We start from the raw sequence: 23,142 nt of genomic DNA, 5'->3' as shown, positions 1-23,142 counted from the left end.
GTGTTCCGGTGGTCGAAGGCGATCAGCGGGTCCCCGGTCAGCGGGTGCTCGACCACGGTGGCCCGCACCCCGAACGCCTTCGCCAGCAAATCCGGGGTGAGAACCTCCCGGGGTGTCCCGGAGGCGACGAGAGCGCCGTCGTGCAGGACGTGGAGCCGGTCGCAGAGCGAGGCCGCGGCGTTCAGGTCGTGCAGCGAGATCAGCGTGGTGCGGCGCTGTTCGCGGAGCAGGGCGAGCAGCTCCACCTGGTGCTGGACGTCGAGGTGGTTGGTCGGCTCGTCCAGCACCAGGACGTCCGGCGCGGGAGCGCCTCGAAGCAGGCCGGGCCGGCAGCGTGACCCGTGTTCCGCCGCGGGACTGTTCCCGGGCTGGACCAGGCGTTCGGCAGCAGAGCACCGAACGTGCCTGGATCCCCTAGCCCGCGGCGGAGCGGTTCCTCGGCAGTCGGCGTGTCAGGTGACGTGGAGTGTGAGCGCGGCGGTGTGGAGTTGGCCGGCGGTCTGGAACTGCAGGTAGGACCGCCAGTTGCCGGGTTCGCCGAGCAGGGCGTAGAAGGTCAGCGTCGGTCCGCCGTGGTCCGCGTTGACGGGGGTGACGGGGTGGAGGTGGGCCAGTGCCTGGTCGCCCTCGTGGACGATGCTGAGGTGGGCGTAGCTGTCGAGGTACAGCTGGAGGTCGGTGACGGGCCGGCCGTCCTTGCTGATGGTGACGATGAGTGGGGCGGGCGTCCCGGCCGTCAGCTCTCCTCGGACGGCGACGGTGTAGCCGTCGGCCGTGGTGCTGTCGGTCGCGGCGGGCAGCGGCACGGCGGTGGCCTGGCCGGGCACCGTCACGGTGCGGCTGAGGACGAATTCACTGCCCTTACGGGGGCCGGTGTTCGGTGTGAACGAGGCGTACAGGCGCCAGTTGCCCGGTTCGAGGGGGGCGAGGTCGGCGGTCCAGGTGCCGTCGGGGGCCATGGTGGGGTGCAGGTGCTGGTAGCCGGTGAGGTCCGAGCGGATCGCGTAGAAGTGCAGCTGTTTGGTCTGGACTTCGGCGAAGTCGGTGACCGGGCGTCCGTCCGGGCCGGTGATGGTGAACGGGTAGGTCACCGCTTGGCCGGCGGGGAGGCTGGTGGCTGCGGAGTCGAGGCGGTAGCCGTCGCGTTCGGCGGCGAGGCCCTCTCCGGTCGCCGTGGCCGGCATGCCCGCCATGCCCGGCATTCCGGGCATCCCGGTGGACGCCATGCTCGGCATCGCCATCACGCCGTGGTCCATGCCGGACATCCCGGAGTGTTCCGAGTGCGTTGACGACCCGCGCCCGGGCAGCATGAGCAGAGCGATCGCAGCGACCGCCAGGACGAGGGAGCAGGCATAGAGGATGTGGTGCCCCGCCCAGCGGTTGGTCACAGGGGAGGCCCCCTGCTCTGGGGACGCCGACTTCTCTTGCTCTGTGTGTGCGTTCAACCTTGCCTGCTCTCCGTCGTGCGCCCGATCGGGCCGCGCTACCCAGGAGATCCGAGTGGCCGGTGGCGATAACGGAAAGTCGCGGGCGGGGCGGCGTTTCTTCCAACGGGAGCGGGCGAGGACGGCGTGCATGGCTGCCGTGCGGCTTCAGAGCAGGGTGTGCCAGTAGTGCCAGAAGCGGTTGAGGATGGAGCCTGATCGTGGAGGTCGTCTTCCTTGTCGCGTTCCTGGCCTCGCTGCGGATGACCGACATCCGGTGGGCGGGCCCAGTCGTGCCCGCGGTGGGCCTTGGCGCCCCTTTCCGGCGGACAGCTTCTGCCAGGCCCGGCCGGCACCCGGCCTCGGAGTGAGCCCACTCGTCCACGTGACAACGCTCACCGGTGGGCCGGTCGGTCGGCCCGGCCCCTACTGCATCAGCTCCTACGGCGAGGGGCCTGATGCCGCTCGTGAGTTCGAACGACTGCGATCTTCGAGGTTCCTGATGCATCTGAAGCTGTTCGCCGTCCGCTTCGACGATCCCGACCACCACGAGTTCCTGGTCGCGCAGGAGCGGGCGTATGCCCGTCTCGGTCACGGGGAGATGGTGCGGTACGGCAAGGACGATCCGCATACCACCGTCGACCCGCTGCGCTGTGTCGCGGCTTTCGACCACCACGGCGGCCTGATCGGCGGCGTACGCGTGCACCGGAGGATCGAGGGACGGCTGCCGTCCGAGGTCCATCTCGGGAGCGCCGAGGTCAACAGGCTGGTCGCGGTCGCGGCCGAATGCGCGGGCGGCGGATCCGTGGCGGAGGTATGCGGGCTGTGGGGGGAGCACGCGTGGCAGGGCCGCCGTTCCGATCTGGCCCGACTGCTGACGGTCACCGGCGTGGTGGCCGCTCAGCAGATGGGGGCGACGGTGATCACCGGCAGTTGTGCCGCTGCGCGTATGCCCGCGCTGGAACGGTGCGGATTCCGGTTCCGGACGGATCTCCCCTTGGCCGACGTGCCGTTCCAAGGGGTCACTTCGTACTTCTCCATCGCCGGGCTGGGCGACTTCTACGCCAGGGACGAGCAGTTGACGGCGGCGATGGCCTTCCTGCGCCACGCGCTGGAGGACGGCGATCTCCTGGCGGCCGACGTCCGTGGGGGCCGCGAGTGCGGTCACCCTGGCGCAGGAGGGGGTGGGCAGCCGCTTCCGGCTCGCCGACTTCGACTGCCTGTCGCTGTCGAACCTCAACCGGCTGCGGGCCTCGATCGCCGACGTCGGCCTGCCCAAGGTGGTGATCGCCGCACGGCAGATGTACGAGATCGATCCGTATCTGGACATCGAGGTATGGCCGCAGGGACTCGACGAGGACAACGTCGACGCGTTCCTCACCGGGAACGGCCGCGCCGATCTGCTCGTCGAGGAGTGCGACGACCTCTACATCAAGGTGTACGCCCGCGAGCGGGCCAGGGCTCACGGCATCGCGGTGCTGATGGAGACCAACGAGCGCGGCATGCTGGACGTGGAGCGGTTCGATCTCGACCGGGCCCGCCCTCTTCTGCACGGACTGCTCGAGGGTGTGGTGGCCTCCGATCTCAAGACCTTGTCCACCCGGGAGAAGGTGCCTTACGTCCTGCGGATCCTGGACCAGGAAAGGCCGTCGGAGCGTTTCGTTCCGTCACTGGTCGAGATCGGGCAGACCATCTCCTCCTGGCCGCAGCTCGCCTCGGGGGTGGCACTGGGGGCCGCCCTGGTCACCGACACGGCCCGACGGCTCCTCCTGGGTACCTTCACCACGTCGGGCCGCTATTTCGTCGACCCGGGGGAACTGGTCCGCGAAGGCGCGGAGATCGCCATGCCGGCCGCCGAACCCGAACCCGAACCCGAGATCGAGCCAGAGCTCGGTACGCCTTCGCTCGTCCTGCCCGAGCGCGGTCGGCCCTTGGACGAGGAGGGCGTGCGCCGCCTGGTCTCGTACGGGATCCAGGCGCCGTCCGGGGGCAACACCCAGTCCTGGCGGTTCGTCTCCCGCGGACGTGTACTGGAATGCCGCCTCGACGGCGGCCAGCCGTCGACGCTGCTCGACTTCGATCGGTCCGCCAGTCATCTGGCCATCGGCGCGGCGGTGGGGCCCCGGCTGCTAGTCGGCGGCGGCTTCGCGGGTGCGCTCGTAGTGGCGCCGGGCCTTCATCCGATTGCCGCACCTGGCCATCGAGCACCAGCGCGCCTTGTTGGGCTTGCTCCGGTCGATCAGGAACAGCCGGCACTCGTCGTTGGCGCACGGCCGCAGCCTGCCCGCCATCGTCTCCTGCAGGGAGCCCCAGGTCATGAGCGCCTGTACGGCCAGCCCGCGGTCCTCGGGGACTTCCATCGTCCAGGTGATACCCCCGGGTGTGACCTCGGGACGGGAGGTGACACCGTCCAGCAGTGGCGACAGCGACGCTGCCGGTGCACGACCGCGCACCACGGCCTGGAGAGAGTCTCGTGCCTGCACGAGGTAGTGCCGTTCGCCGGGGGACCCGCTGCCACCGTGAGCCTGCTGCCACGCCTGTGCCGCCTGGGGTTCGGCCAGCAGGTCCTGGTGGGTCCCGCTGGTGCCGGCGACCGGCGTGGTGTTCAAGAGGTCCAACAGGGCGTCCTGCTGTTCGCGCTCAGTCATCACTCGCCCTAACCCAAATGACTTGTTTTATAGGTTACATCCCCGATTGGGCTAACCACTTTGAGTGCCTTTCCTGGTCGGCGCGGCGAGGCATCGACGTGCGAGATCCCGGAGTCGGGCCGAGGTCGGCGCGAGTCGAGGGGTGCGTCCGGCCCGCTCGCGGCGTCGCGATCCGGATGCGCCGACGCGTGCGGGCCCCCGTCGGCGCTCGTGTCGAGTGAGTCGGAGCGCTCGGCTGAAATAACCAGTATGAGCGGAGGCAAGGACCGGCTGTCTGGTATGCCGTCACCTTCCCGGCGAGTCCGTCCTGGCGAACCGCATCGCAGGCAGGCGTACGAATTCCGTAAGCAGCGATCACCACCAGTGTGGGTGTTTCAGGCTGTGTCATGGACGGGTGCGACACAACCCTTCCTCCTCATCCTCTTCGCCCCCCGGGCGGCGGTTCGATCTGCCGTTGCCCACGCCGCCCGAGGCACTGCGAAGAGGTCCGCTACGCGAGGGCACCTTCCGGTCCCCACTACACGATCCACGAACCGCCGTGGTGATCGGCCGCTGGCTCGGCGTGGCGTTGCTGGTCTGCTTCCTGACCGGGCTGTACAGCCACGTGCTGCAGGACCCGCCCGGCTGGCTGCGCGATCACCTGCCCGCCCGCCCCGCGGGCCTGTACCGGTTCACCCAGGGCGCGCACGTGATCAGCGGCATCGCCGCGATCCCCTTGCTCGGCGCCAAGCTGTGGACCGTCTACCCGCGTCTGTTCGAGTGGCCGCCCGCGCGCAGCATACGGCATGCGCTGGAGCGGCTGGGCATCTTCCTGTTGGTCGCGGCGATGGTGCTGGAGCTGTTCACCGGACTGTTCAACACACTGCAGTGGTACGTGTGGCCCTTCCCGTTCCGCCAGACGCACTTCTGGCTGGCGTGGATCGCATTCGGCGGATTGCTGCTGCACCTGGCCGTCAAGGCGCCCGAGATCGCGGCCCACTGGCGTCGGCTACGACCGGAACTGACGCAGCGCCGCGGCTTCCTGACCGGCGTGACCGCCTCAGTGCTGGCGGTCACGGCCGTCACGGCCGGGCAGACCGTACCCTGGCTGCGCCGGACCGACCTGCTGGCGCCGCGCCGCCCGGACATCGGCCCGCAGGGCCTGCCCGTCAACCGGACCGCCGCCGCGGCCGGCACCACACAGCCGCCCGCCGACTGGCGGCTGAAGGTCACCGGGCCCGCATCGTACGAGCTGACGATGGATGAGCTCCGGGCCATGGACCAGCACGAGGCCGTGCTTCCGATCTCGTGTGTCGAGGGTTGGAGCGCCTCGGCGCACTGGGCCGGGGTGCGCATCCGGGATCTGGTGGCGCTCGCCGGCGCGCCGCCCACCGCCCGACTGCGGATCACCTCCCTCGAGGTGGACGGACCTTACCGGGAGACCGAGATGGAGGCCGCCTACGCCGCCGATCCGCTGACGCTGCTGGCGCTGCGGGTCAACGGCGAAGTGCTGGACACCGACCACGGCTACCCGGCCCGGGTGATCGCCCCGGGCCGGCCGGGTGTGCTGCAGACCAAGTGGGTGGACCGGATCGAGGTGATCGTATGAGGGCGGCGGCCGCGCTGCGGACGGTGACCGCGCTCGTCGCGGTGGGAGCGATCGGCTACGGCGTGTACGGGCTACTGCACGACCACTACATCCAGGACCCGTTGGACATCCTGGAGTGGTCGGTGGGCGGCGTCGTGCTCCACGACGGCCTGTGGGTGCCGCTTCTCTGCCTGGCCGGGGCCGCCCTGCCGAAGGCGCCGTGGACGGTCCGCGGCGGCCTGATCGTAGCCGCCGCACTGACCGCGGTGGGACTGCCAGCAGTCCTTCACGCGGGAGACAACCCCAACCCGACCGTGCTGCCCCTGCCCTACACGCGCAACCTGCTCCGGCTGCTCGCAGCGACGGCTGTAGTCACGCTGCTCCTGGAGGCGGTCAGGAGGGCACGCCCGGCAGACCGGTGGCCATTCCGTCCAAGGCGTGCGGGCGGACGCAGTGCCGGTCCTTCGGAAGGTTCCCGACGGCACTGAAGAGCACCGTCCGTGGCCGGTCGACATTGCGAGCGGGCATCCAGCGTGGGCAGCCACACTGACCGGGGTGGCCCTGGTGCAGAAGGACCACAGACGCGCTGGGCAAGCTGCGCCGGTGTCATCATCCCACCTCACCGGCCGGGCGTTCGGCCCCGCCATCCGATGTCACATCAGTGCACGTACAGGTCCGTGCGCGGCGCGCCCGGAGGCGGCCAAGGCCTGCTGCAGAACTGCCGCCGACCAGGCCTGTCATTTCCGCGGCGGGGCCGTCGCCCCACTGTGGCCGAGGGCAACCGGCCTCGGCCCGCGCCGGACGCGGGCACCAAACGGAGGTGACAGCCTCAGGGCGCTACCGGTTCCGGCCGGTAGGCGTGGTCGAGGTTGTCCTCGACCCACGAGCGGAGCTGATTGAGCGGGATCGCGGCGCTCTGGCCGAGCGGGGTGAGGGAGTACTCGACGTGCAGCGGGACGGCGGGGTAGACCGTGCGGTCGAGGATGCCGAACTCCTCAAGGCGACGCAGGGTCTGGGTCAGCACCTTGGGGCTGACGCCTTGGAGCTTGCGCTGGAGTGCTCCGAAGCGCTGGGGTCCGTCTTCGAGGGCGCCGATGGCGAGGGCGGACCACTTGTTGGCGAGCAGGTCGAGCAGGGGGCGGCAGGGGCACTGGGCGGCGTAGACGTCATGGTGCGAGTGCTGGCCGCTGGGGCAGGTGGTCGTCATGCTCACTCTCCTCACCGGGTCACTTCCCGATGGGAAGTAATAGACCTTGAAGGTAACTATACCCATGGGGATAGCTTCGTCGACGTCAACGGGAAGGCCCGGCAACGGCCTTCCGCAGGATGCTGTTTCAGGAGATGACGCATGTCCGCAGACATGATGCGCGCGGTGGTCCAGGACGGTTTCGGCGGCCCGGAGGTGCTGCGGATTCAGCAGGTGCCGCGCCCGGTGCCACTGCCCACGGAGGTTCTGGTCCGCGTGCACGCCGCCGGGATCAACCCGGTGGACTGGAAGACCCGTGGTGGCACCGGCATGGCCGGCCTACTGGGCGAGCCGCCGTTCACCCTCGGCTGGGACGTGTCCGGCGTGGTGGAGGAGGTCGGCTTCGGTGTGACCACGCTGAAGGCCGGTGACGAGGTGTACGGCATGCCGTGGTTCCCGCGCGTCGCGAACGCCTATGCCGAGTACGTGACCGCGCCGGCCCGGCAGTTCGCCCGCAAGCCGGCCACCCTCGACCATGTGCACGCCGCGGCCGTGCCGCTGGCGGCGCTGACCGCCTGGCAGGCTGTCGTCGACACCGCCCACGTGGGGGCCGGCCAGCGCGTTCTGGTCACCGCTGCCGCCGGCGGGGTCGGCCACTTCGCGGTCCAGTTCGCCCGGCATCTGGGCGCGCACGTGATCGCCACCGCCAGCGCCCCGCGCCATCCTTGGCTCAAGGAGCTCGGCGCGGCCGAGGTCATCGACTACACCACCACTCGCTTCGAGGACGCCGTCGCCGACGTCGATGTCGTGATCGACCTGGTGGGCGATGCCCACGACCGGACCAGCACCCGTTCGCTGGAGGTGCTGCGCCCCGGCGGCCTGCTGGTCGCCATCCCGGCGGGTGTCTCGCCCGAGCTGGCCCAGGCCGCCGAGGCGGCAGGTGTTCGGGTCACCCCGTTCCTGGTCGAGCCGGACGGCGCGGCGCTGACGGCCATCGCCGGACTGATCGACGCCGGCGAGGTCGCCGTGGAGGTGGCGGAGACCTTCCCGCTGGAGCGGGCCGGCGCGGCTCACGCCCGCGGCGAGGCGGGCCGTACCCGCGGCAAGCTCGTCCTGACCGTCGCCGACTGAGCTGTTCTCGCAAGGAGTTGGGAGTAGCAGCAGGTACTACGAGATCCGCCGCTACCAGGCGCAGCCCGGACGTCGTGAGGAGTGGGTGCGGTACACGGAGGACGTGGTCATCCCGTTCCAGGCCTCCCCGGGGGTGATCGACGACCCCGGCGTCACCACAACCAACGGCGTCCGACTCCAACTGTGGGACTGCATCAGCACCGCCGCCCAGAAGTGCAACCTTCTGCCACCGAGCTGAGGGTAGGCCTGTCCTCGCCTTCGGCCGTAGCACCGAGCACCACCTGGCAGCGGTATCGGGCATGGCGACCGGACAACCCCGGTTGCAAACTCCTGCCAGGAAGGCCCCTCCCCCGACAGGGGAGGGGCCTCCTTACGTCTTAGGAAGCCGGGCAGTTGAGGGCCCAGGTGTAGGCCATGCTCAGGTGGCACGTGGGACACCACCGCCCGGCTCGACTTCTGCCACCTGCTCCGCTGCATCGCTTAGCATCGCCGTCGCCCTGATGGTCGAGGCCACAACCGGCCCGGGCGGCCGCAGCTGACCCTGAGTCAGTCATGTCCGAGTCGGACGTGCGAGCATGACCGGATGACTGCGAGTTCCCACGAGCTACACGAGCTGCACCGGGTGACGACGCCGGTTCTGGAGATCGCCTACCACCGGACCGGCGAGCGCCGCCGGAAGACCGACGCTCCGGTGATCCTGCTGCACGGCTTCCCCTACGACGTGCGGGCCTACGACGAGGTGGCGCGGCTGCTCGCGGAGGCCGGCCGGGAGGTGCTGACGCCGTACCTGCGCGGCTACGGGCCGACCAGGTTCCTGGCCGAAGACTCCCCGCGCAGCGGTCAGCAGGCCGCGCTCGCGCAGGACCTGGTGGAGTTCATGGACGCACTGGGGATCCGGCGCGCCGTGGTCGCCGGCTACGACTGGGGCGGGCGCGCGGCCTGTGCGGCGGCGGCGCTGTGGCCGGAGCGGATCCACGGCCTGGTCACGGCGGGCGGCTACACCGTCCAGGACATCGCCCGCGCGATGGAGCCCGCCGCACCGGAGGCGGAGCGCAACTATTGGTATCAGTACTACTTCCACTCCGAGCGAGGTCGCCAGGGTCTGGAACAGAACCGCGAGGAGCTGTGCGGGCTGCTCTGGCGGCTCTGGTCTCCGACCTGGTTGCAGGCCCGGGAGGCGTTCGCCGCCTCGGCCGCCAGTCTGCACAACCCGGACTTCGTGGACGTCGCGATCCACTCCTACCGCCACCGCTACGGCCTGGTCGAAGGCGACCCGCGCTACCAGGAGCTGGAGGAGGCACTGGTCGGTCGGCCGTCCATCGCGGCCCCGACGATGGTGCTGGTCGGTGAGGAGAACGGCGTGATCCCCGCCGCGGACCAGACCGGCACCGAGCGCTTCACGGGCCCGTGCGAGGTGCGGACCCTGCCCGGCGTGGGTCACAACGTCCCGCAGGAGGCCCCCGAAGCCTTCGCCTCGGCGATTCTGGAACTGCCCGTGTAGCGCGGCGTGGCCAGGGCCCGCGCTCCGAGAAGGCCCGGAGCGCGGGCTCGCCGAGTAGTCGGTGCCGCTGCGCCACAACGTCCCGCAGGAGGCGCCGGAGGCCTTCGCCGAGGTGATCCCGGGACTGCCCGATTGAGCCTGCCCGGCCGAGCCCGGCGGTGAGCGGTGTGCCCGGCGCCGCTATCCTGCGACATATGATCAACTCGTATGAGGGCCTTAACGATTCCGGCGTCGCGATAGCGGCGGCCCGGGCCGGCGCGGGTGTGGTGCGCGGCATGTACGGTCAGCGGCTCACCCGGATCGACAAGGGAGCGGGCGACTTCGCCACGGCTGCGGACGTCGAGGCGGAGCAGGCGATCCTCGGGGTCATCCGGGCCGCTCGGCCCGATGACTCCGTGCTGGGGGAGGAGGGCGGGCGGCAGGGGGCGGCCCGGTCCGCGCGTCAGTGGCTGGTGGATCCCCTGTGCGGCACGCTCAACTACGCCGTCGGCGGCATGCTGGTGGCCGTCAACGTGGCGCTGCGCGACGGTGCGGCGGCGGTCGCCGACCCGTTCAGCGGCGAGGTGTTCTTCACCGACGGGGAGACCGCCTGGGTGCGGAGCGAGGGCGCCGACGCCCGACTGGAGCCCACGGCCGCGACCCGGCTCGTGGACGTCAACCTGGACCCGCCCTTCCCCCACGCGGAGACGTTCCGGGCGGTGGACCTGCTGGCCCACCCCGGCTTCGTCGCGGGGTTCCGGCCGAGGGTCGTCTCCACGACGCTCGCGCTGGCCTGGGTCGCGGCGGGGAAGCGCGCGGCGTACGTCACCGACGGCGGAGACCTGTCCGGGAGCGTGCACTTCGCCGCCGGGATCGCCCTGTGCCGGGCGGCCGGCTGCGTGGTCACCGGGATCGACGGCGCCCCGCTCGGCGAAGCGGGCCGCGGGCTCGTCGTGGCGGCCGACGGCGAGGCCCACGAACAGCTGATGTCGATGATCCGCGGCTGAGCGCCGCCCCCGACCGCGGAAGGCGCCCCGCTACCCGGTGGATCGGAATCGGCCGCCCGTCACCAGGACGGTGGCGGCGGCCCGGCCCATCATGGAGGACGCCTCCCCTTGCGGGAGCAGCAGACCGGTGTGCAGCCGTAGAAGGAGCGAACCGATGGCCCGTTCCGCAGCGCCCGACTCACCGCCACGACGCGTCGCCGTGGTCGGGGCCGGCATGGTCGGCCTGTCCGCCGCCTGGTTCCTGCAGGAGTTCGGGGTCGAGGTCACCGTGTACGAGCGCGGGCGGGTGGCCGCGGGCGCGTCCTGGGGCAACGCCGGGTGGCTGACCCCGGGTCTGGCGACGCCGCTGCCCGAACCCGCCGTGCTCAAGTACGGACTGCGCGCGGTGTTCAGCCCGTCCTCGCCGGTCTACGTGCCGCTGAGCGCGGACCCGCGGTTGCTCAGGTTCCTGGCGGGATTCGTCCGGCACAGCACGGCCGGCCGCTGGCGGCGTGCGATGGACGCGCTGGTGCCGATCAACCGACGGGCCCTGGCCGGCTTCGACGCCCTGGCCGCCGGCGGCGTCGAGGCGAGGCCGGTCGAGGCCGGGGCCTTCCTGGCCGCCTACCGCGGCGTCAGGGAGCGCCGGGTGCTGATCGAGGAGATCGAGCACATCCACGGGGCGGGCCAGAAGCTGGAGTACGAGCTGCTGAGCGGTGACGAGGCGCGCGCCCTGGAGCCCGCGCTGTCCGGCGAGGTCGGCGCGGCCGTCCGGCTGCGCGGCCAGCGCTTCCTCGACCCCGGGCGGTTCGTGTTCGCCCTGGCCGACTCGGTGCGCGGGCGAGGCGGGGACATCCGCACGGGTACGGCCGTCGCCGACGTCCGCGACCTCGCGCGCGGCGTCGATGTGTTCGCCACCCGGAGTGCCCCCGAGCCGTACGACGCGGTGGTGCTGGCCGGCGGCGCGTGGCTGGGTGACCTCGGCCGCAGGTTCGGCGTCCGCGCCGTCGTACAGGCCGGCCGAGGCTACAGCTTCAGCGTGCCGATCGAGCACGTGCCCGCCGGCCCGCTGTACCTCCCGGCCCAGCGGGTGGCCTGTACGCCGCTGGGCGATCGGCTGCGGGTCGCCGGGACGATGGAGTTCCGCAGCCCGGGGGCGCCGCTGGACCACCGCCGGATCAGGGCCATCGTCGAGGCCGCGCGGCCGATGCTGTGCGGCGCCGATCTGGAGGCGCGCCAGGACGAGTGGGTCGGCTCGCGTCCCTGCACCCCGGACGGTCTGCCGCTGATCGGCGCCACCCGTTCGCCGCGGGTCTTCGCCGCCGGCGGACACGGCATGTGGGGCATGACCCTCGGCCCGGCCACCGGGCAGTTGCTCGCCGAGGCGATCGTGACCGGGCGCCGCCCGGCCGAGCTGGGGCCCTTCGATCCGCTGCGCTGACCGAAGGGCCCCAGGGCGTGTCTTGTGGGTCTTTGCCGGGTCCGACAGGACCCACAGGAGAGGCCCAGGGCCCGGCCGCTGGTCAGAAGGCGGACTTGGCGAACCAGAGCGCCAGCAGCTCGTCGTCACCGGACAGCTCGATGCGCCCGGCGGTGCGGTCGAGGCGCCGGTACAGCAGGAGCAGCAGGTCGGCGGCGGTGGCCCGGACGGTGGCGTCGGCGGTCGCGTCCGCGCCGTGCGGGTCGAGGCCGAAGCCGTCGGAGCGCAGGCGCACCAGCCAGTCGCCGTCGCCGTCGGTGCGGGTGAAGCGGATGGTCCGGTCGTCGCCGCGCAGTTCGGCGGTGCCGGGGGCGAAGAAGGCGGCGAAGGGCAGGTTGGTGAGGAACTCGGCCACACCGTCGGCCGCGAGGGCCGGCTCGATGTCGGGGTCGAGGCCGAGCGCGAGTTCGGCGTCGACGCGGTGGACGAGGGTCTCGAACAGCATCCGGCGCACCCAGAACCGGGCGTGCTGGTCGGCGCCCCAGGCCCACATCGGCGCGTCGAGGTCGGTCTGGGTGAAGGTCGAGGCGGCCTGCTCGGCGGCCTCGGCCAGCCAGGCCGGGTACTCCTCGGGCCGTTCGGGCAGTCGCAGGTCGACGTCGCGGCTGCGCGGCGGCTCCTGGATCCGCTGCCGCAGCAGGACGGTGAACCAGCGCTGCACGCTGCCGGTGTGACGGACGAGGTCGGCGAGGGTCCAGTCCGGGCAGCTCGGCACCGGGAGGGCGGGGTCGGCCTGCCGCACGGCGGCGACGAAACGGGTGGTCTCGGCGGCGACGGCGGCGCTGTGGTCGAGCGGGGTCATGAACGTGGTCTCCGGGGGTACGGTTCTCGCGGCGCTTCGGGACGGTCTGCGCGCTCGATGTTTCATAGGGTGAAGCAATTGTCGAGGACGCACGCTAGGCCTGAAAGATTGAGCTTGTCAAGCATCTCCGGGGCGCCCCCCGACGGTTCCACCCGGCCGGGCCTGATGTCCCGGACTTTCCCGCGCTTCGGGCGTTTCGGACGCCGCCCAGCGGACAGCCGCGCTTCGGGGGGCCGTCCGCAGGAGGAAGGAGCGCGCCGTGGCCCCGAGGGAACCGCCCACGCGGTGGACCGGGGACCTGGACCTCGCGCCCGAGGCGCCGTCCGGCAGGTTCACGGTGGAGGTCTCGCCCTGGGCCGAGGGAACCGTCCTCGCCCTGTACGGCGAACTCGACCTGGACTCGGTCGCCGGGCTGCGCGCGGTCCTCGGCACCGCGCTGGCCGTGCCGGCCACCGTCGTGGTGGTTGACTGCGCGGGCCTGGAGTTCTGCGACTCCACCGGGCTCAACACCCTGCTGCGCGCCCAGGCCCGGGCGGGGGCCGACGGCAGCCGGATCGAACTGGCCCGCCCGCGGGCGCTGGTGCTGCGGATGCTCGAACTCACCGGCGCCACCGATGCCTTCCCGATCCGGGACTCCCCGCCCGGTTGACCGCGGCGCGATCGGGCGCGGCCCGATCGAGCGCCCGCGCCGCGGCGGCGCGCAGCGCCTTCGCACGCCCCGGTGTCCGGTGGCAGAGTGGGAGCAGGGCGGCCTACCACCGCCCCTGGCGTCGGCGCGCGCCCCGCGCGCACGCCGTCCGTGACGGATCCGGGCGGTGGGACAGGATGGACGAGAATCCGGTGCCCGGCGCGCCGGCCGAGGGCGATCCCGTACCCGGCGCGCCAGTGGCCGACCCGGCCGAGCAGGCCCTGCGGCAACTGCTCGCCGGGCTCACGGCCGTGCGCGACGGGGACTTCCGCACCCGGCTCACCCCCGACCGGCCGGGGGTTCTCGGGGAGATCGCCGAGGTCTTCAACGGGATGGCCGACCAGCTGGCCCGGGTGACCGACGAGGTGACCAGGGTGGCCCGCGAGGTCGGCACCGAGGGGCGGCTCGGCGGCCAGGCGACCCTCGCGGGCGCCGCCGGGACGTGGCGCGACCTGACCGACTCGGTGAACTCCATGGCGGGCAACCTGACCAGCCAGGTGCGCAACATCGCCCAGGTCGCCACGGCTGTCGCCGAGGGCGACCTCACCCAGAAGATCCGGGTGGACGCGCGCGGCGAGATCCTGGAGCTGAAGGAGACCATCAACACGATGGTCGACCAGCTGTGCGCCTTCGCCGACGAGGTCACCCGGGTGGCCCGGGAGGTCGGTACGGCCGGGAACCTGGGCGGGCAGGCCACCGTCCGGGGCGTCTCCGGCACCTGGAAGGACCTCACCGACAACGTCAACGTGATGGCCTCCAACCTCACCGGCCAGGTCCGCTCGATGTCCGAGGTGGCGACGGCCGTCGCCCGGGGCGACCTCTCCCGGAAGATCACCGTGGAGGCGAAGGGCGAGGTGGCGGCCCTCGCCGACGCGATCAACACCATGGTGGACACCCTGTCGGCCTTCGCCGACGAGGTGACCCGGGTGGCCCGGGAGGTCGGCACCGAGGGGATCCTGGGCGGCCAGGCCCGGGTGCCGAACGTCGCCGGGACGTGGAAGGACCTCACCGAGAACGTCAACTCCATGGCGGGCAACCTGACCAGCCAGGTGCGCAACATCGCCCAGGTGACCACGGCTGTCGCCGAGGGCGACCTCACCCGCAAGATCGACGTGGACGCGCGCGGGGAGATCCTGGAGCTGAAGACGACCATCAACACCATGGTGGACCAGCTGGGTTCCTTCGCGGCCGAGGTCACCCGGGTCGCGCTGGAGGTCGGCAGCGAGGGGCGCCTCGGCGGCCAGGCCCGGGTCGAGGGCGTGTCCGGCACCTGGAAGCGCCTCACCGAGAACGTCAACGAGCTGGCCGGCAACCTCACCCGGCAGGTCCGGGCGATCGCCGAGGTCACCAGCGCGGTCGCGGCCGGCGACCTGACCCGCTCGATCAGCGTGGACGCCTCCGGCGAGGTCGCCGACCTCAAGGACAACATCAACGCCATGGTCGAGTCGCTGCGCGAGACCACCCTGGCCAACCAGGAGCAGGACTGGCTGAAGACCAACCTGGCCCGGTTCTCCGCCGCGATCCAGGCCCGGCGGGACATCCAGGCCGTCGCCGAGATGATCACCGACGAGCTCACCCCGCTGATCGGGGCCCAGTACGGCGCGTTCTTCCTCGCCGAGGAGGGCGAGGGCGGCCCCGAGCTGGTCCTCATCAGCGCCTACGGCCGCCCCACCGGGCAGGAGCTTCGGGTACGGCTGGGGGAGTCCCTGGTCGGCCAGGCCGCCCGCAGCCGGCGGATCATCACCGTCGACGACCTGCCGCCCGGCTACGCCGTCATCGGCTCCGGCGCCGGAGCCGTCGAGACCCGCTCGCTCGTCGTCCTGCCCGTGATGCTGGAGGAATGGCTGCTCGGCGTCATGGAGTTCGCCTCCGTCCACCCGTTCACCCAGGTCCACCGCGACTTCCTGGAACGCTTCGCCGAGACCTGCGGCGTCAACATCGGCACCCTGCTCGCCAACGCCCGCACCGACGAACTGCTCGCCGAATCCCGTCGGCTCACCGCCGAATTCCAGGCGCAGTCCGAGGAGTTGCAAGCCGGACAGGAAGAACTGCAGCGCTCCAACGCGGAGTTGGAGGACAAGGCCGCCCTGCTCGCCCAGCGCAACCGGGACATCGAGGCCAAGAACCTGGAGATCGAGCAGGCCCGCCAGGAACTGGAGGAACGCGCCCGGCAGTTGAGCCTCGCCTCGATGTACAAGTCCGAGTTCCTGGCCAACATGAGCCACGAACTGCGCACCCCGCTCAACAGCCTGCTCGTCCTCGCCCAACTGCTCGCCCAGAACTCCGGCGGCAACCTCACCCCCAAACAGGTCGAGTACGCGGGCGTCATCCACTCGGCCGGCACCGACCTGCTCCAGCTCATCAACGACATCCTCGACCTCTCCAAGGTCGAGGCCGGGAAGATGGAGACAGCTCCCGAGCCCTTCCCCGTACGGGAGTTGCTGGAGTACGTCGAATCAGCCTTCCGGCCGCTGGCCGACCAGAAGGGCCTGGCCTTCGAGGCGGTCGTCGACCGGAGCGTCCCGGAGCGGATCGTCACCGACCAGGCGCGGCTGCGCCAGGTGCTGCGCAACCTGCTGTCCAACGCGGTCAAGTTCACCGACACCGGGCGGGTCGAGCTGCGCATCGAGCGCGTCGAGGCCCCGAACCTGCCGCCCGAACTCGGCCGGGCGGAAGCGGCGGTGGCCTTCCACGTCGACGACACCGGCATCGGCATCGACCCCGACCAACTGGACGCCGTCTTCGGCGCCTTCCAACAGGCCGACGGCTCCACCGCGCGGCGCTTCGGCGGCACCGGCCTCGGCCTGTCGATCAGCCGGGAGCTCGCCCGGCTGCTCGGCGGCGCCCTCACCGTCCGCTCCACCGCCGGGCGGGGCAGCCGTTTCACCCTCCACCTGCCGCTCGCCGGGCCCGAACGGCCGGACGGCGCGGCCGCGACCGAGCCCGCTGTGCTGGTCGTCGAGCCCGACCCACCGGCCCTGCTGACCCTGCTCACCCGGGCCGCCGTGGCCACCCCGGACAGCCCCCGCCCGGCCGCGCGGGTGACCAGTGCCGGGGACGCCGCGGAGCTGCGCGCCGCACTGGACGAGGGCCCGTACCGCTGCGCCGTGCTCGACCTGGTGGGCTCCGCCGAACTCGCACCCGTACTGCTGGACACCCTGGCGGAGGGCACCCCGGTCCTCGGGTACCGGACCGGCCACACACCAGGTTCGATCGCCGGGGTGGAGACCACCCGCGGTCTGGACGACCTGAGCGAACGCGTCGTCCACCTGCTGGGCGGCCGCCGCACCCACCCCGACCCTGCCACCGGGCAGACGGACGCGGCGCTCGCCGGACGGACCGCGCTGATCGTCGACGACGACGTCCGCAACGTCTTCGCGCTCGCCGCGGCCCTGGAACACCACGGCCTGACCGTCCTGCACGCCGCCGACGGCGACGCCGGACTCGGCCTGCTGCGGGCCCACCCGGAGACCGACCTCGTCCTGATGGACGTGATGATGCCCGGCCTCGACGGCTACGCCGCGATCGCCGCCATCCGCGCCGACGAGCGCTTCGCCCGCCTGCCGGTCATCGCCGTCACCGCCAAGGCCATGCCCGGGGACCAGGACAAGAGCCTCGCGGCCGGAGCCGACGACCACATCACCAAGCCGGTCGACACCGCCCACCTGCTCGACCGGATCCGGTACTGGCTGGACACCCCATGACCGACCGGCTGGACCCCTCATGACCGGCGCGGACGAGCCGTCGGACGGCACCGCCCGGGCCCTCGCGGCGACCGTCCGCCGACTCCAGCGGGACGCCGAGCGGATGCGGGCGGAGGCCCGGGCGCGCTCCACCGTCGACCTCGCCACCGGCATCCTCGCCGAACGCCTGGGGGTGGTCCCCGCCGAGGCCGCCGCCCGTCTCGGCCGACTCGCCCGGGACGCGGGCGTACCGGTGGTGGCCCTGGCCGCCGACCTCGTCGCCCTCCCCGACGACACCGTCCAGCCACTCGCCGGGGCCCCGTACTCCGGGCCCGCCGTGGCACCCGCCCTGGCCGCCCTTCCCGACCTGCAGCAGGCCGTCGACGCCGTCCTGGAGCAGACGGGGGAGGTGCTGGGCATCCGGTCCGTGGCCGTGTGGCAACGGCTGCCCGGGGGCACCCTGGCCCTGGCCGCGCACGCCGGCCTGTCCGCGGACGACGCGGCCGCGTGGAGCAGGGTTCCGCCGGGCGTCCCGACCCCGGCCCAGCGGGTCGTCGCAGGCGGTGCGGACCTGTGGCCGGGCGACCCCGGTGCGGAGGCGCCGTCGATCGGCGCCGGATCGGCCCGGGCCGTCCTCCCGCTGCTCGACGGCGGGCGTCGGCGCGGCGCGCTGGAGGTCCTGCAAGCCGCCCCCGCCGCCCCGCTCGGTCCCTCTCAGCGCCGTCAGCTGTACGCCCTCGCCGACCTCTGCGTGACCCTGCTGGGCACCCCGCCGGCCCCGGCCGCACCCGAGGCCGCCGCCGACCTCCTGGACGGGCTGCTCACCCCCGCGCTCCTGCTGGAGCCGGTGCTGCGGGACGAGCAGGTGGTCGACTTCACGGTGGTCCGGGCGGCCGCGAGCTTCGAGGACCCGCTCGGCCGTCCCCCGGAGGCGTTGGAGGGCGGCTCACTGCTGGAGAGCTACCCGACCGCGGTCGACGGCGGTCTGCTCGAACGGCTGGTGCGGGTGCACCGGACCGGCGCGCCGCTGCCCGCCGAACGCATGCGGTTGGACTTCCGCGAGGGCGAACGCGCCCTGCCCGCCACCGTCCTGCTCGCCGCCGCCCCGCTGGGCGACCGGCTGCTGCTCGGGTGGCGGCTGGAGCCCGATCGGGCCGACGAGGCCGAACAGACGGCCCTCCTCGGCCACGCCCAGCGACTGGCCCGGGTCGCCGGTTTCGAGGAGTTCCCGCAGAGCGGCCGGATCCTGTGGAGCGCCGGCCTGTACGAGCTGTTCGGCCTGCCGCCCGGCACCCCGCCCGTGCCGCTGGCCAGGCTGGTCGGGCACGCCCACCAGGACGACGTCCCCGCCGTACGGCGCCTGGTGAACACCGTCCGGCACGGGCACCGGGCCTCCTCCGCGGTCTTCCGGCTGGCCCGCCCGGACGGCACCCTCCGGCACACCCGGGTGATCGCGGAACCGGTCCTCGACAGCGCGGGTCGGCTCACCGCGATCCGCGGCGCCTACCACGACGTCTCGGCCCAGCACTGGACCGAGGTCGCGCTCGGCGCCACCCGGGCCCGCCTGGCCGACAGCGAGCAGGAGTCGGCCGAGCGCGCCCAGCTGGCGCTGCGGCTCCAGCAGGCCATCCTGCCCGCCGCGCTGCCGCCGCTGGGCGTCACCGGCCTGCACGCGGCCGTGCGGTACCGCCCGGCCGCCCAGCGCGACCGGGTCGGCGGCGACTGGTACGACGTGCTGCCGCTGCCCGACAAACGGGTGTTGCTGGCCGTCGGCGACGTGGCGGGCCACGGCGTCGGCGCGGCCACCGGGATGGTGGCGCTGCGACATGCCCTGCGCGGCCTCGCCGTCACCGGGGCGGGCCCGGCCCGGCTGCTGGAGTGGGCGAACACGGTGGCCCTGCGCGAGCCCGGCCAGGTCACCGCCACCGCCGTCTGCGTCCTGCTGGACCCGGTCGGCGGCGCGCTGCGCTGGGCCCGGGCCGGGCACCTGCCGCCTATCCGGCTCGGCCCGGACGGCGCCGAGGTGCTGCCGCTGCCGCACGGCGTGCTGCTCGGCGCCCTGGACGACGCCCAGTACGAGGAACGCACCGCCCGGCTGGGCCCCGAGGACGTCCTGCTGCTGTACACCGACGGCCTGGTCGAGCGCCGGGACCGCCCGGTCGAGGAGTCCGTCGACCAGCTGATCCGCGACGCCGGCGCCCCCGGCCCGGACCTGGAGGGCTACCTCGACCGGTTGCTGGAACTCAGCCCCGCCGACACCGACGACGACACCTGTCTGATCGCCGTCCAGACCGGGTGACCGTCCGGCGTGTCGGACCGGGTGGCTCGGGTAGGCGCGAATCGGTGAGGGCCGACAGCGGGACGGAGGAGATCCTTGACGATGCCGCCGACAGTCGGATCCGGCAGCCGTTCGGGCATCGGGTACCGACGGCACCGCGCTCACGGACCGCACCGCTCACGGACCGCACGGCGAGCATGAAGACCAGGGGAGGGAGGGAGGCGCACGGTCATGGCCGGGACACGGTTCCCCACCACACGACCGCCTCCGACCCTGCCCCGGGCACGGCGGCTGCCGCTCCCGGCGCGGGCCGGAGTCGCCGCCGAGGCGCGCACCTTCACCGCCGACTTCCTGGCCGGGGTGCCGGACCCCTTCGTGGTCGCCGACGCCGTCCTGCTGGTCTCCGAACTCGTCGGCAACGCCCTCCGCCACACCAGGGGACCCGGCGCGCTGTTGCTGGTCAGAGGCCCCGGGCGGGTGCGGATCGAGGTCAGCGACTCCAGCCCGAGGCCCCCGCGGCCCAGGCCCCCGCACGGCCCCGACGAAGGCGGGGGCCTCGGCCTGTTCCTGCTCGACCGGCTCTCCCTGCGCTGGGGCTGGCGACCCCTGGGGCCCGGCAAGGTCGTGTGGTGCGAGCTGCGACTACCGGAGGGCTGAGCCCCCGGTGTCCGCGGGCCCCTGGCGGGTAGATACACCACATGGCGGCCGGTGTACCGGCCGACCGCTCCCGCACCCTCACCCCCGGGTGCCGCCCGCACGGGCAGGAGAAGCACGTGACCACCCCTCCCAGCAGAGTCCACCTCGCCGACCGGGAGGCGGTCGCACCGCCCCGCCCGCCGTCCGACCTCCCGCCCCGCCCCAGCGCCGCGGAGCTGCGGGTGATGGGCAAGGCGGAGGCGCGCGAGCTCAGCGACGCGCTTTTCCACCGCCTGGGCGGCCTGGCCCGCGAGACCCACGCCTACAGCTACGTGCGCGGCACGATCATCGAACTCAACATGCCGCTGGTCCGCTTCATCGCGGCCCGCTTCCGGCACCGCGCGGGGGACATGGAGGACATCCTCCAGGCGGGCACGATCGGTCTGATCAAGGCCGTCGACGGCTACGACCCCGGCCGCGGCGTCGAGTTCGTCACCTACGCCATCCCCACCATCGCCGGGGAGGTCAAGCGCTTCTTCCGCGACACCTCCTGGCCCGTCCGGGTGCCCCGCAGCATGCAGGAACTGCACCTGACCGTCGCCCGTGGCTCGGACCGCCTGGAGCAGCGACTCGGCCGTCTCCCACACCCGGAGGAGATCGCCGAGGACCTCCACATCACCCTCGAACAGGCCACGGAGGGACTGGTCGCCGGCCGGGTCTACCGATCAGACTCCCTGGACGCGCTACGAGAGGGCGACACCGACGAGACCGGCAGCGCGCTGCTGGACCGTCTCGGCCACTGCGACCCCGGCATCGAACTCGCCGAGTTCCGCACCGCCGTCCGCCCGCTGCTCGCCGAACTGCCGCCACGCGAGCAGACCGTCCTCAAACTGCGCTTCTGGGACGGCTGGACCCAGTCCCAGATCGCCCGGCGGGTCGGCGTCTCCCAGATGCACGTCTCCCGCATGCTCGCCGCCACCCTGTCCCGGCTGCGCCAGCAGCTGGAGGACCGGGAAGCACCCGGCTGGCGGGACCCCTCGGAGGAGGAAACGGCCTGACGCCGCCGAACCCCGCGGCGCTGGACCCCGGTCCGCGTTGGACGGTCATGACGGCTGCCGAAGGTCGATCCGGTACCTGCCGTCCGTGCGCCGTCCGCGCGCCTACCCGGGTTCGGCGACGGCATGCCCGAGCCGCAGCCGCACCGCCAGCTGCGGCCCCTGCCGCTCCCGGCCCTCCTCGCGCGCCGAGCAGAGGCCGGTGATCGTGCGCAGCATCGCCTCGACGTCCGCGGGGGCGCCGAGCAACTCCGCGGTGATCTCGCCCGGCAGCACGGTCTGGCCCTCCAGTGGCGTGAAGCTGTGCACGTCGAAGGCCTGCGAGGTACTCACCGCAGGGCCGGGCACGGGGATCGCCGAGGCGCCGCCGGGGTGCGACACGGCCACCGTCCAGGTGCCCTCCGAGGTGAGGGTGGGGGGCGCGTCCCACACGTTGCCGATCCGGGTGAGCCCGCGCCCGGTGTGGGTCGGGAAGACGCCTTCGAGCAGGTCGAGGACGGCGTTCGCGACCTCGCGCGCGCCGTCGTCGAGGCGCACCAGCACATGGCCGGCGGAAAGCGGCAAGCCCATCGGTTCCTCCGCCGATCGCTCCAACCCGTTCGCAGACCAGGTACGCACGGTGCACCGGCCGTCGCATCCTCAGCCGTGCCGCGTGCCGCGTGCCGGTGGCGGCAGAGTCCCGGGTTGCCCATGGTGGGACGGGTGCGGTCGGGGGCCGCTGCGCGGCTACGGGACGATGACGACCTTGCCGGCGACAGTGCGGGATTCGGCCAGCGCGAGCGCCGCGGCGGCGTCGCTCAGCGGGAACTCGGCGGCGACCTGTGCGGTGAGCACGCCGTCGGCCAGCAGCGTCAGCACCTGGGTGAGGTCCTCGCGCAGCCGGGCGCGGAAGGCGTCCGGGCGGCGGCGCTTGCCCGCCCAGAAGTTGTAGAAGTGCGCGGCCCTGCCGTTGGGCAGGCAGTTCCACAGCGTCAGCCAGGCGAACAGCTTCAGCACCGGGAGCCGTGAGTTGCCGTCCTCGTCCTTCGTGGCGGCGGTGCCGTAGGACACCAGCACCCCGCGGCGGCGCAGGAGTCGCCACGACTCCTTCAGCCCGGCGCCGCCGACGTGGTCGAAGACCGCGTCCACGCCGTGCGGCGCGAGTTCCCGGATCCGCCGGTACACGTCCGGGTCGCGGTAGTCGACCGGGGTCGCGCCGAGTTCGCGCACCGTGTCGTGGTGCCGTGCCGACGCCGTGCCGATCACCGTGATCCCGGCGTGCCGGGCCAGTTGCACGAGCGTGGACCCGACGCCGCCGTTGGCGCCGAGCACCACGATCGTGCCGCCCTCGGGCACCGCGGCGATCCGGTGGAGCATCTGCCAGGCCGTGACCCCGTTGACGACGAGGGTCTCGGCGGAGGCCGCCGTCACGCCGTCGGGCACGGTCACGAGGTCCGCGGCGTCGAGCAGCAGGAGGCTGGCCCACGCTCCGGTCTTGGTGACGGCGGCGAAGCGGCGCCCGATCAGCGCGGCGTCCACACCCGGGCCGACGCTGACCACCGTGCCGACCACGTCGTACCCGGGCACGAAGGGGAAGGGCGGCTGGTCGTAGTACTTGCCGCGGCGCATCTGCTGCTCGGCGAAGGACACGCCGGTCGCGTCCATCCGCAGCACGACCTGGCCCGCGGTTGGGAGCGGGAGGTCGCGGGTGCGGAGCTGCAGGCCGCTCACGTCGACGGCGCCCGGCAGGACGACCTCGGTGGCGTGGGTGGCGGTGGTGCCGTTCATGACGTACTCCGTTTCGGGCGGTAGCGGTTACGGTCGTAAAGTTACAGCTGTAACTTTACGGCGCGCAAGAGCCTTGTACCCGTAAGTTCTCGGATGTAAGTTCACGTCATGGACGACGAGCCGACCACGACACCGACCCGCCCCCGCAACCGTCGTGGGGAAGGCGCCAGGCTGCGCGACGAGATCGTGACCGCAGCGGTCGAACTGCTGGACGAGACCGGCACCGAAGGTGCCATCACGCTGCGGTCCGTCGCCCGCCGCGTCGGGATCGCCGCGCCCTCGATCTACCGCCACTTCCCGGATCAACCGGCCATCATGCTGGCCGTGGTGA

At 72.6% G+C, this 23,142-nt stretch carries 19 protein-coding genes and 2 pseudogenes; 14 read left to right on the top strand and 7 right to left on the bottom strand.

The window, feature by feature from the left end; translation table 11 throughout:
* Both ACFQ87_RS35850 and ACFQ87_RS35845 read right to left on the bottom strand, forming a co-directional pair.
* A pseudogene (locus ACFQ87_RS35850) lies at positions 1 to 341 on the bottom strand (ABC transporter ATP-binding protein); the annotation flags it as partial.
* A gap of 111 nt (positions 342 to 452) precedes the next feature.
* Positions 453 to 1,265 carry a hypothetical protein gene (locus ACFQ87_RS35845; RefSeq protein WP_380615105.1) on the bottom strand — a complete coding sequence of 271 codons (813 nt, stop codon included), beginning with the start codon at positions 1,263 to 1,265 and terminating at the stop codon, positions 453 to 455.
* A gap of 1,304 nt (positions 1,266 to 2,569) precedes the next feature.
* Between ACFQ87_RS35845 and ACFQ87_RS35840 the strand changes: the two are divergent.
* Positions 2,570 to 2,893 (top strand): annotated as a pseudogene (locus ACFQ87_RS35840) (ThiF family adenylyltransferase); the annotation flags it as partial.
* Positions 2,894 to 3,553: 660 nt separating this feature from the next.
* Here the strand turns inward: ACFQ87_RS35840 and ACFQ87_RS35835 are convergent.
* Positions 3,554 to 4,072, bottom strand: a complete 519-nt coding sequence (locus ACFQ87_RS35835) for a CGNR zinc finger domain-containing protein (protein WP_380615111.1) — start codon at positions 4,070 to 4,072, stop codon at positions 3,554 to 3,556.
* A gap of 538 nt (positions 4,073 to 4,610) precedes the next feature.
* Between ACFQ87_RS35835 and ACFQ87_RS35830 the strand changes: the two genes are divergently transcribed.
* Complete coding sequence (locus ACFQ87_RS35830) at positions 4,611 to 5,660, top strand: molybdopterin-dependent oxidoreductase (RefSeq protein WP_380615104.1); 1,050 nt, start codon at positions 4,611 to 4,613, stop codon at positions 5,658 to 5,660.
* Positions 5,657 to 6,127, top strand: a complete 471-nt coding sequence (locus ACFQ87_RS35825) for a hypothetical protein (RefSeq protein WP_380615103.1) — start codon at positions 5,657 to 5,659, stop codon at positions 6,125 to 6,127. Before ACFQ87_RS35830 ends, ACFQ87_RS35825 begins: the two co-directional genes overlap by 4 nt.
* Before the next feature lie 341 nt (positions 6,128 to 6,468).
* On the opposite strand, the gene ACFQ87_RS35820 is transcribed toward ACFQ87_RS35825, so the two are convergent.
* Entirely contained in the window at positions 6,469 to 6,846 is a 378-nt protein-coding gene (locus tag ACFQ87_RS35820; protein WP_380615102.1) for a winged helix-turn-helix transcriptional regulator, read from the bottom strand.
* A gap of 141 nt (positions 6,847 to 6,987) precedes the next feature.
* Here ACFQ87_RS35820 and ACFQ87_RS35815 point away from each other — a divergent pair, with 141 nt between their 5' ends.
* The 5 genes from ACFQ87_RS35815 (at position 6,988) to ACFQ87_RS35795 (ending at position 11,863) form a co-directional block, all read left to right on the top strand.
* Positions 6,988 to 7,956, top strand: coding sequence for an NADP-dependent oxidoreductase (locus ACFQ87_RS35815; protein ID WP_380615101.1), 969 nt, complete (start codon positions 6,988 to 6,990; stop codon positions 7,954 to 7,956).
* 85 nt (positions 7,957 to 8,041) lie between these two features.
* Positions 8,042 to 8,194 (top strand): hypothetical protein, encoded by a 153-nt coding sequence (locus ACFQ87_RS35810; protein WP_380615100.1) that lies wholly within the window; start codon positions 8,042 to 8,044, stop codon positions 8,192 to 8,194.
* Positions 8,195 to 8,539: 345 nt separating this feature from the next.
* Entirely contained in the window at positions 8,540 to 9,457 is a 918-nt protein-coding gene (locus tag ACFQ87_RS35805; protein WP_380615099.1) for an alpha/beta fold hydrolase, read from the top strand.
* Positions 9,458 to 9,651: 194 nt separating this feature from the next.
* On the top strand, positions 9,652 to 10,443 hold the full coding sequence (locus ACFQ87_RS35800) for an inositol monophosphatase family protein (protein ID WP_380615098.1): 792 nt from the start codon (positions 9,652 to 9,654) through the stop codon (positions 10,441 to 10,443).
* A gap of 154 nt (positions 10,444 to 10,597) precedes the next feature.
* The gene (locus ACFQ87_RS35795; protein ID WP_380615097.1) at positions 10,598 to 11,863 is read left to right on the top strand and encodes an NAD(P)/FAD-dependent oxidoreductase; all 1,266 of its coding nucleotides are present in this window, start codon (positions 10,598 to 10,600) and stop codon (positions 11,861 to 11,863) included.
* Positions 11,864 to 11,945: 82 nt separating this feature from the next.
* On the opposite strand, the gene ACFQ87_RS35790 is transcribed toward ACFQ87_RS35795, so the two are convergent.
* Complete coding sequence (locus ACFQ87_RS35790; protein ID WP_380615096.1) at positions 11,946 to 12,704, bottom strand: maleylpyruvate isomerase family mycothiol-dependent enzyme; 759 nt, start codon at positions 12,702 to 12,704, stop codon at positions 11,946 to 11,948.
* A 259-nt stretch (positions 12,705 to 12,963) separates the two neighbouring features.
* Here ACFQ87_RS35790 and ACFQ87_RS35785 point away from each other — a divergent pair, with 259 nt between their 5' ends.
* The 5 genes from ACFQ87_RS35785 (at position 12,964) to ACFQ87_RS35765 (ending at position 21,047) form a co-directional block, all read left to right on the top strand.
* On the top strand, positions 12,964 to 13,353 hold the full coding sequence (locus ACFQ87_RS35785) for an STAS domain-containing protein (protein ID WP_380615095.1): 390 nt from the start codon (positions 12,964 to 12,966) through the stop codon (positions 13,351 to 13,353).
* 176 nt (positions 13,354 to 13,529) lie between these two features.
* Positions 13,530 to 17,096 carry a HAMP domain-containing protein gene (locus tag ACFQ87_RS35780; protein ID WP_380615094.1) on the top strand — a complete coding sequence of 1,189 codons (3,567 nt, stop codon included), beginning with the start codon at positions 13,530 to 13,532 and terminating at the stop codon, positions 17,094 to 17,096.
* Positions 17,097 to 17,115: 19 nt separating this feature from the next.
* Entirely contained in the window at positions 17,116 to 19,374 is a 2,259-nt protein-coding gene (locus ACFQ87_RS35775; protein ID WP_380615093.1) for a SpoIIE family protein phosphatase, read from the top strand.
* A gap of 210 nt (positions 19,375 to 19,584) precedes the next feature.
* Complete coding sequence (locus ACFQ87_RS35770) at positions 19,585 to 20,010, top strand: ATP-binding protein (protein ID WP_380615092.1); 426 nt, start codon at positions 19,585 to 19,587, stop codon at positions 20,008 to 20,010.
* A gap of 116 nt (positions 20,011 to 20,126) precedes the next feature.
* Complete coding sequence (locus ACFQ87_RS35765) at positions 20,127 to 21,047, top strand: SigB/SigF/SigG family RNA polymerase sigma factor (RefSeq protein WP_380615091.1); 921 nt, start codon at positions 20,127 to 20,129, stop codon at positions 21,045 to 21,047.
* A gap of 102 nt (positions 21,048 to 21,149) precedes the next feature.
* Here ACFQ87_RS35765 and ACFQ87_RS35760 read toward each other — a convergent pair whose 3' ends face one another.
* Both ACFQ87_RS35760 and ACFQ87_RS35755 read right to left on the bottom strand, forming a co-directional pair.
* Positions 21,150 to 21,608, bottom strand: coding sequence for a hypothetical protein (locus tag ACFQ87_RS35760; protein ID WP_380615090.1), 459 nt, complete (start codon positions 21,606 to 21,608; stop codon positions 21,150 to 21,152).
* A 162-nt stretch (positions 21,609 to 21,770) separates the two neighbouring features.
* Positions 21,771 to 22,811 (bottom strand): medium chain dehydrogenase/reductase family protein, encoded by a 1,041-nt coding sequence (locus tag ACFQ87_RS35755; RefSeq protein ID WP_380615089.1) that lies wholly within the window; start codon positions 22,809 to 22,811, stop codon positions 21,771 to 21,773.
* Positions 22,812 to 22,919: 108 nt separating this feature from the next.
* Here ACFQ87_RS35755 and ACFQ87_RS35750 point away from each other — a divergent pair.
* A partial coding sequence (locus ACFQ87_RS35750) for a TetR/AcrR family transcriptional regulator (RefSeq protein ID WP_380615110.1) occupies positions 22,920 to 23,142 on the top strand: 223 nt, incomplete at its 3' end.

This window comes from Kitasatospora sp. NPDC056531, assembly GCF_042794375.1.
Lineage (GTDB): Bacteria > Actinomycetota > Actinomycetes > Streptomycetales > Streptomycetaceae > Kitasatospora.
This window is presented reverse-complemented; position numbering and strand designations above follow the sequence as displayed.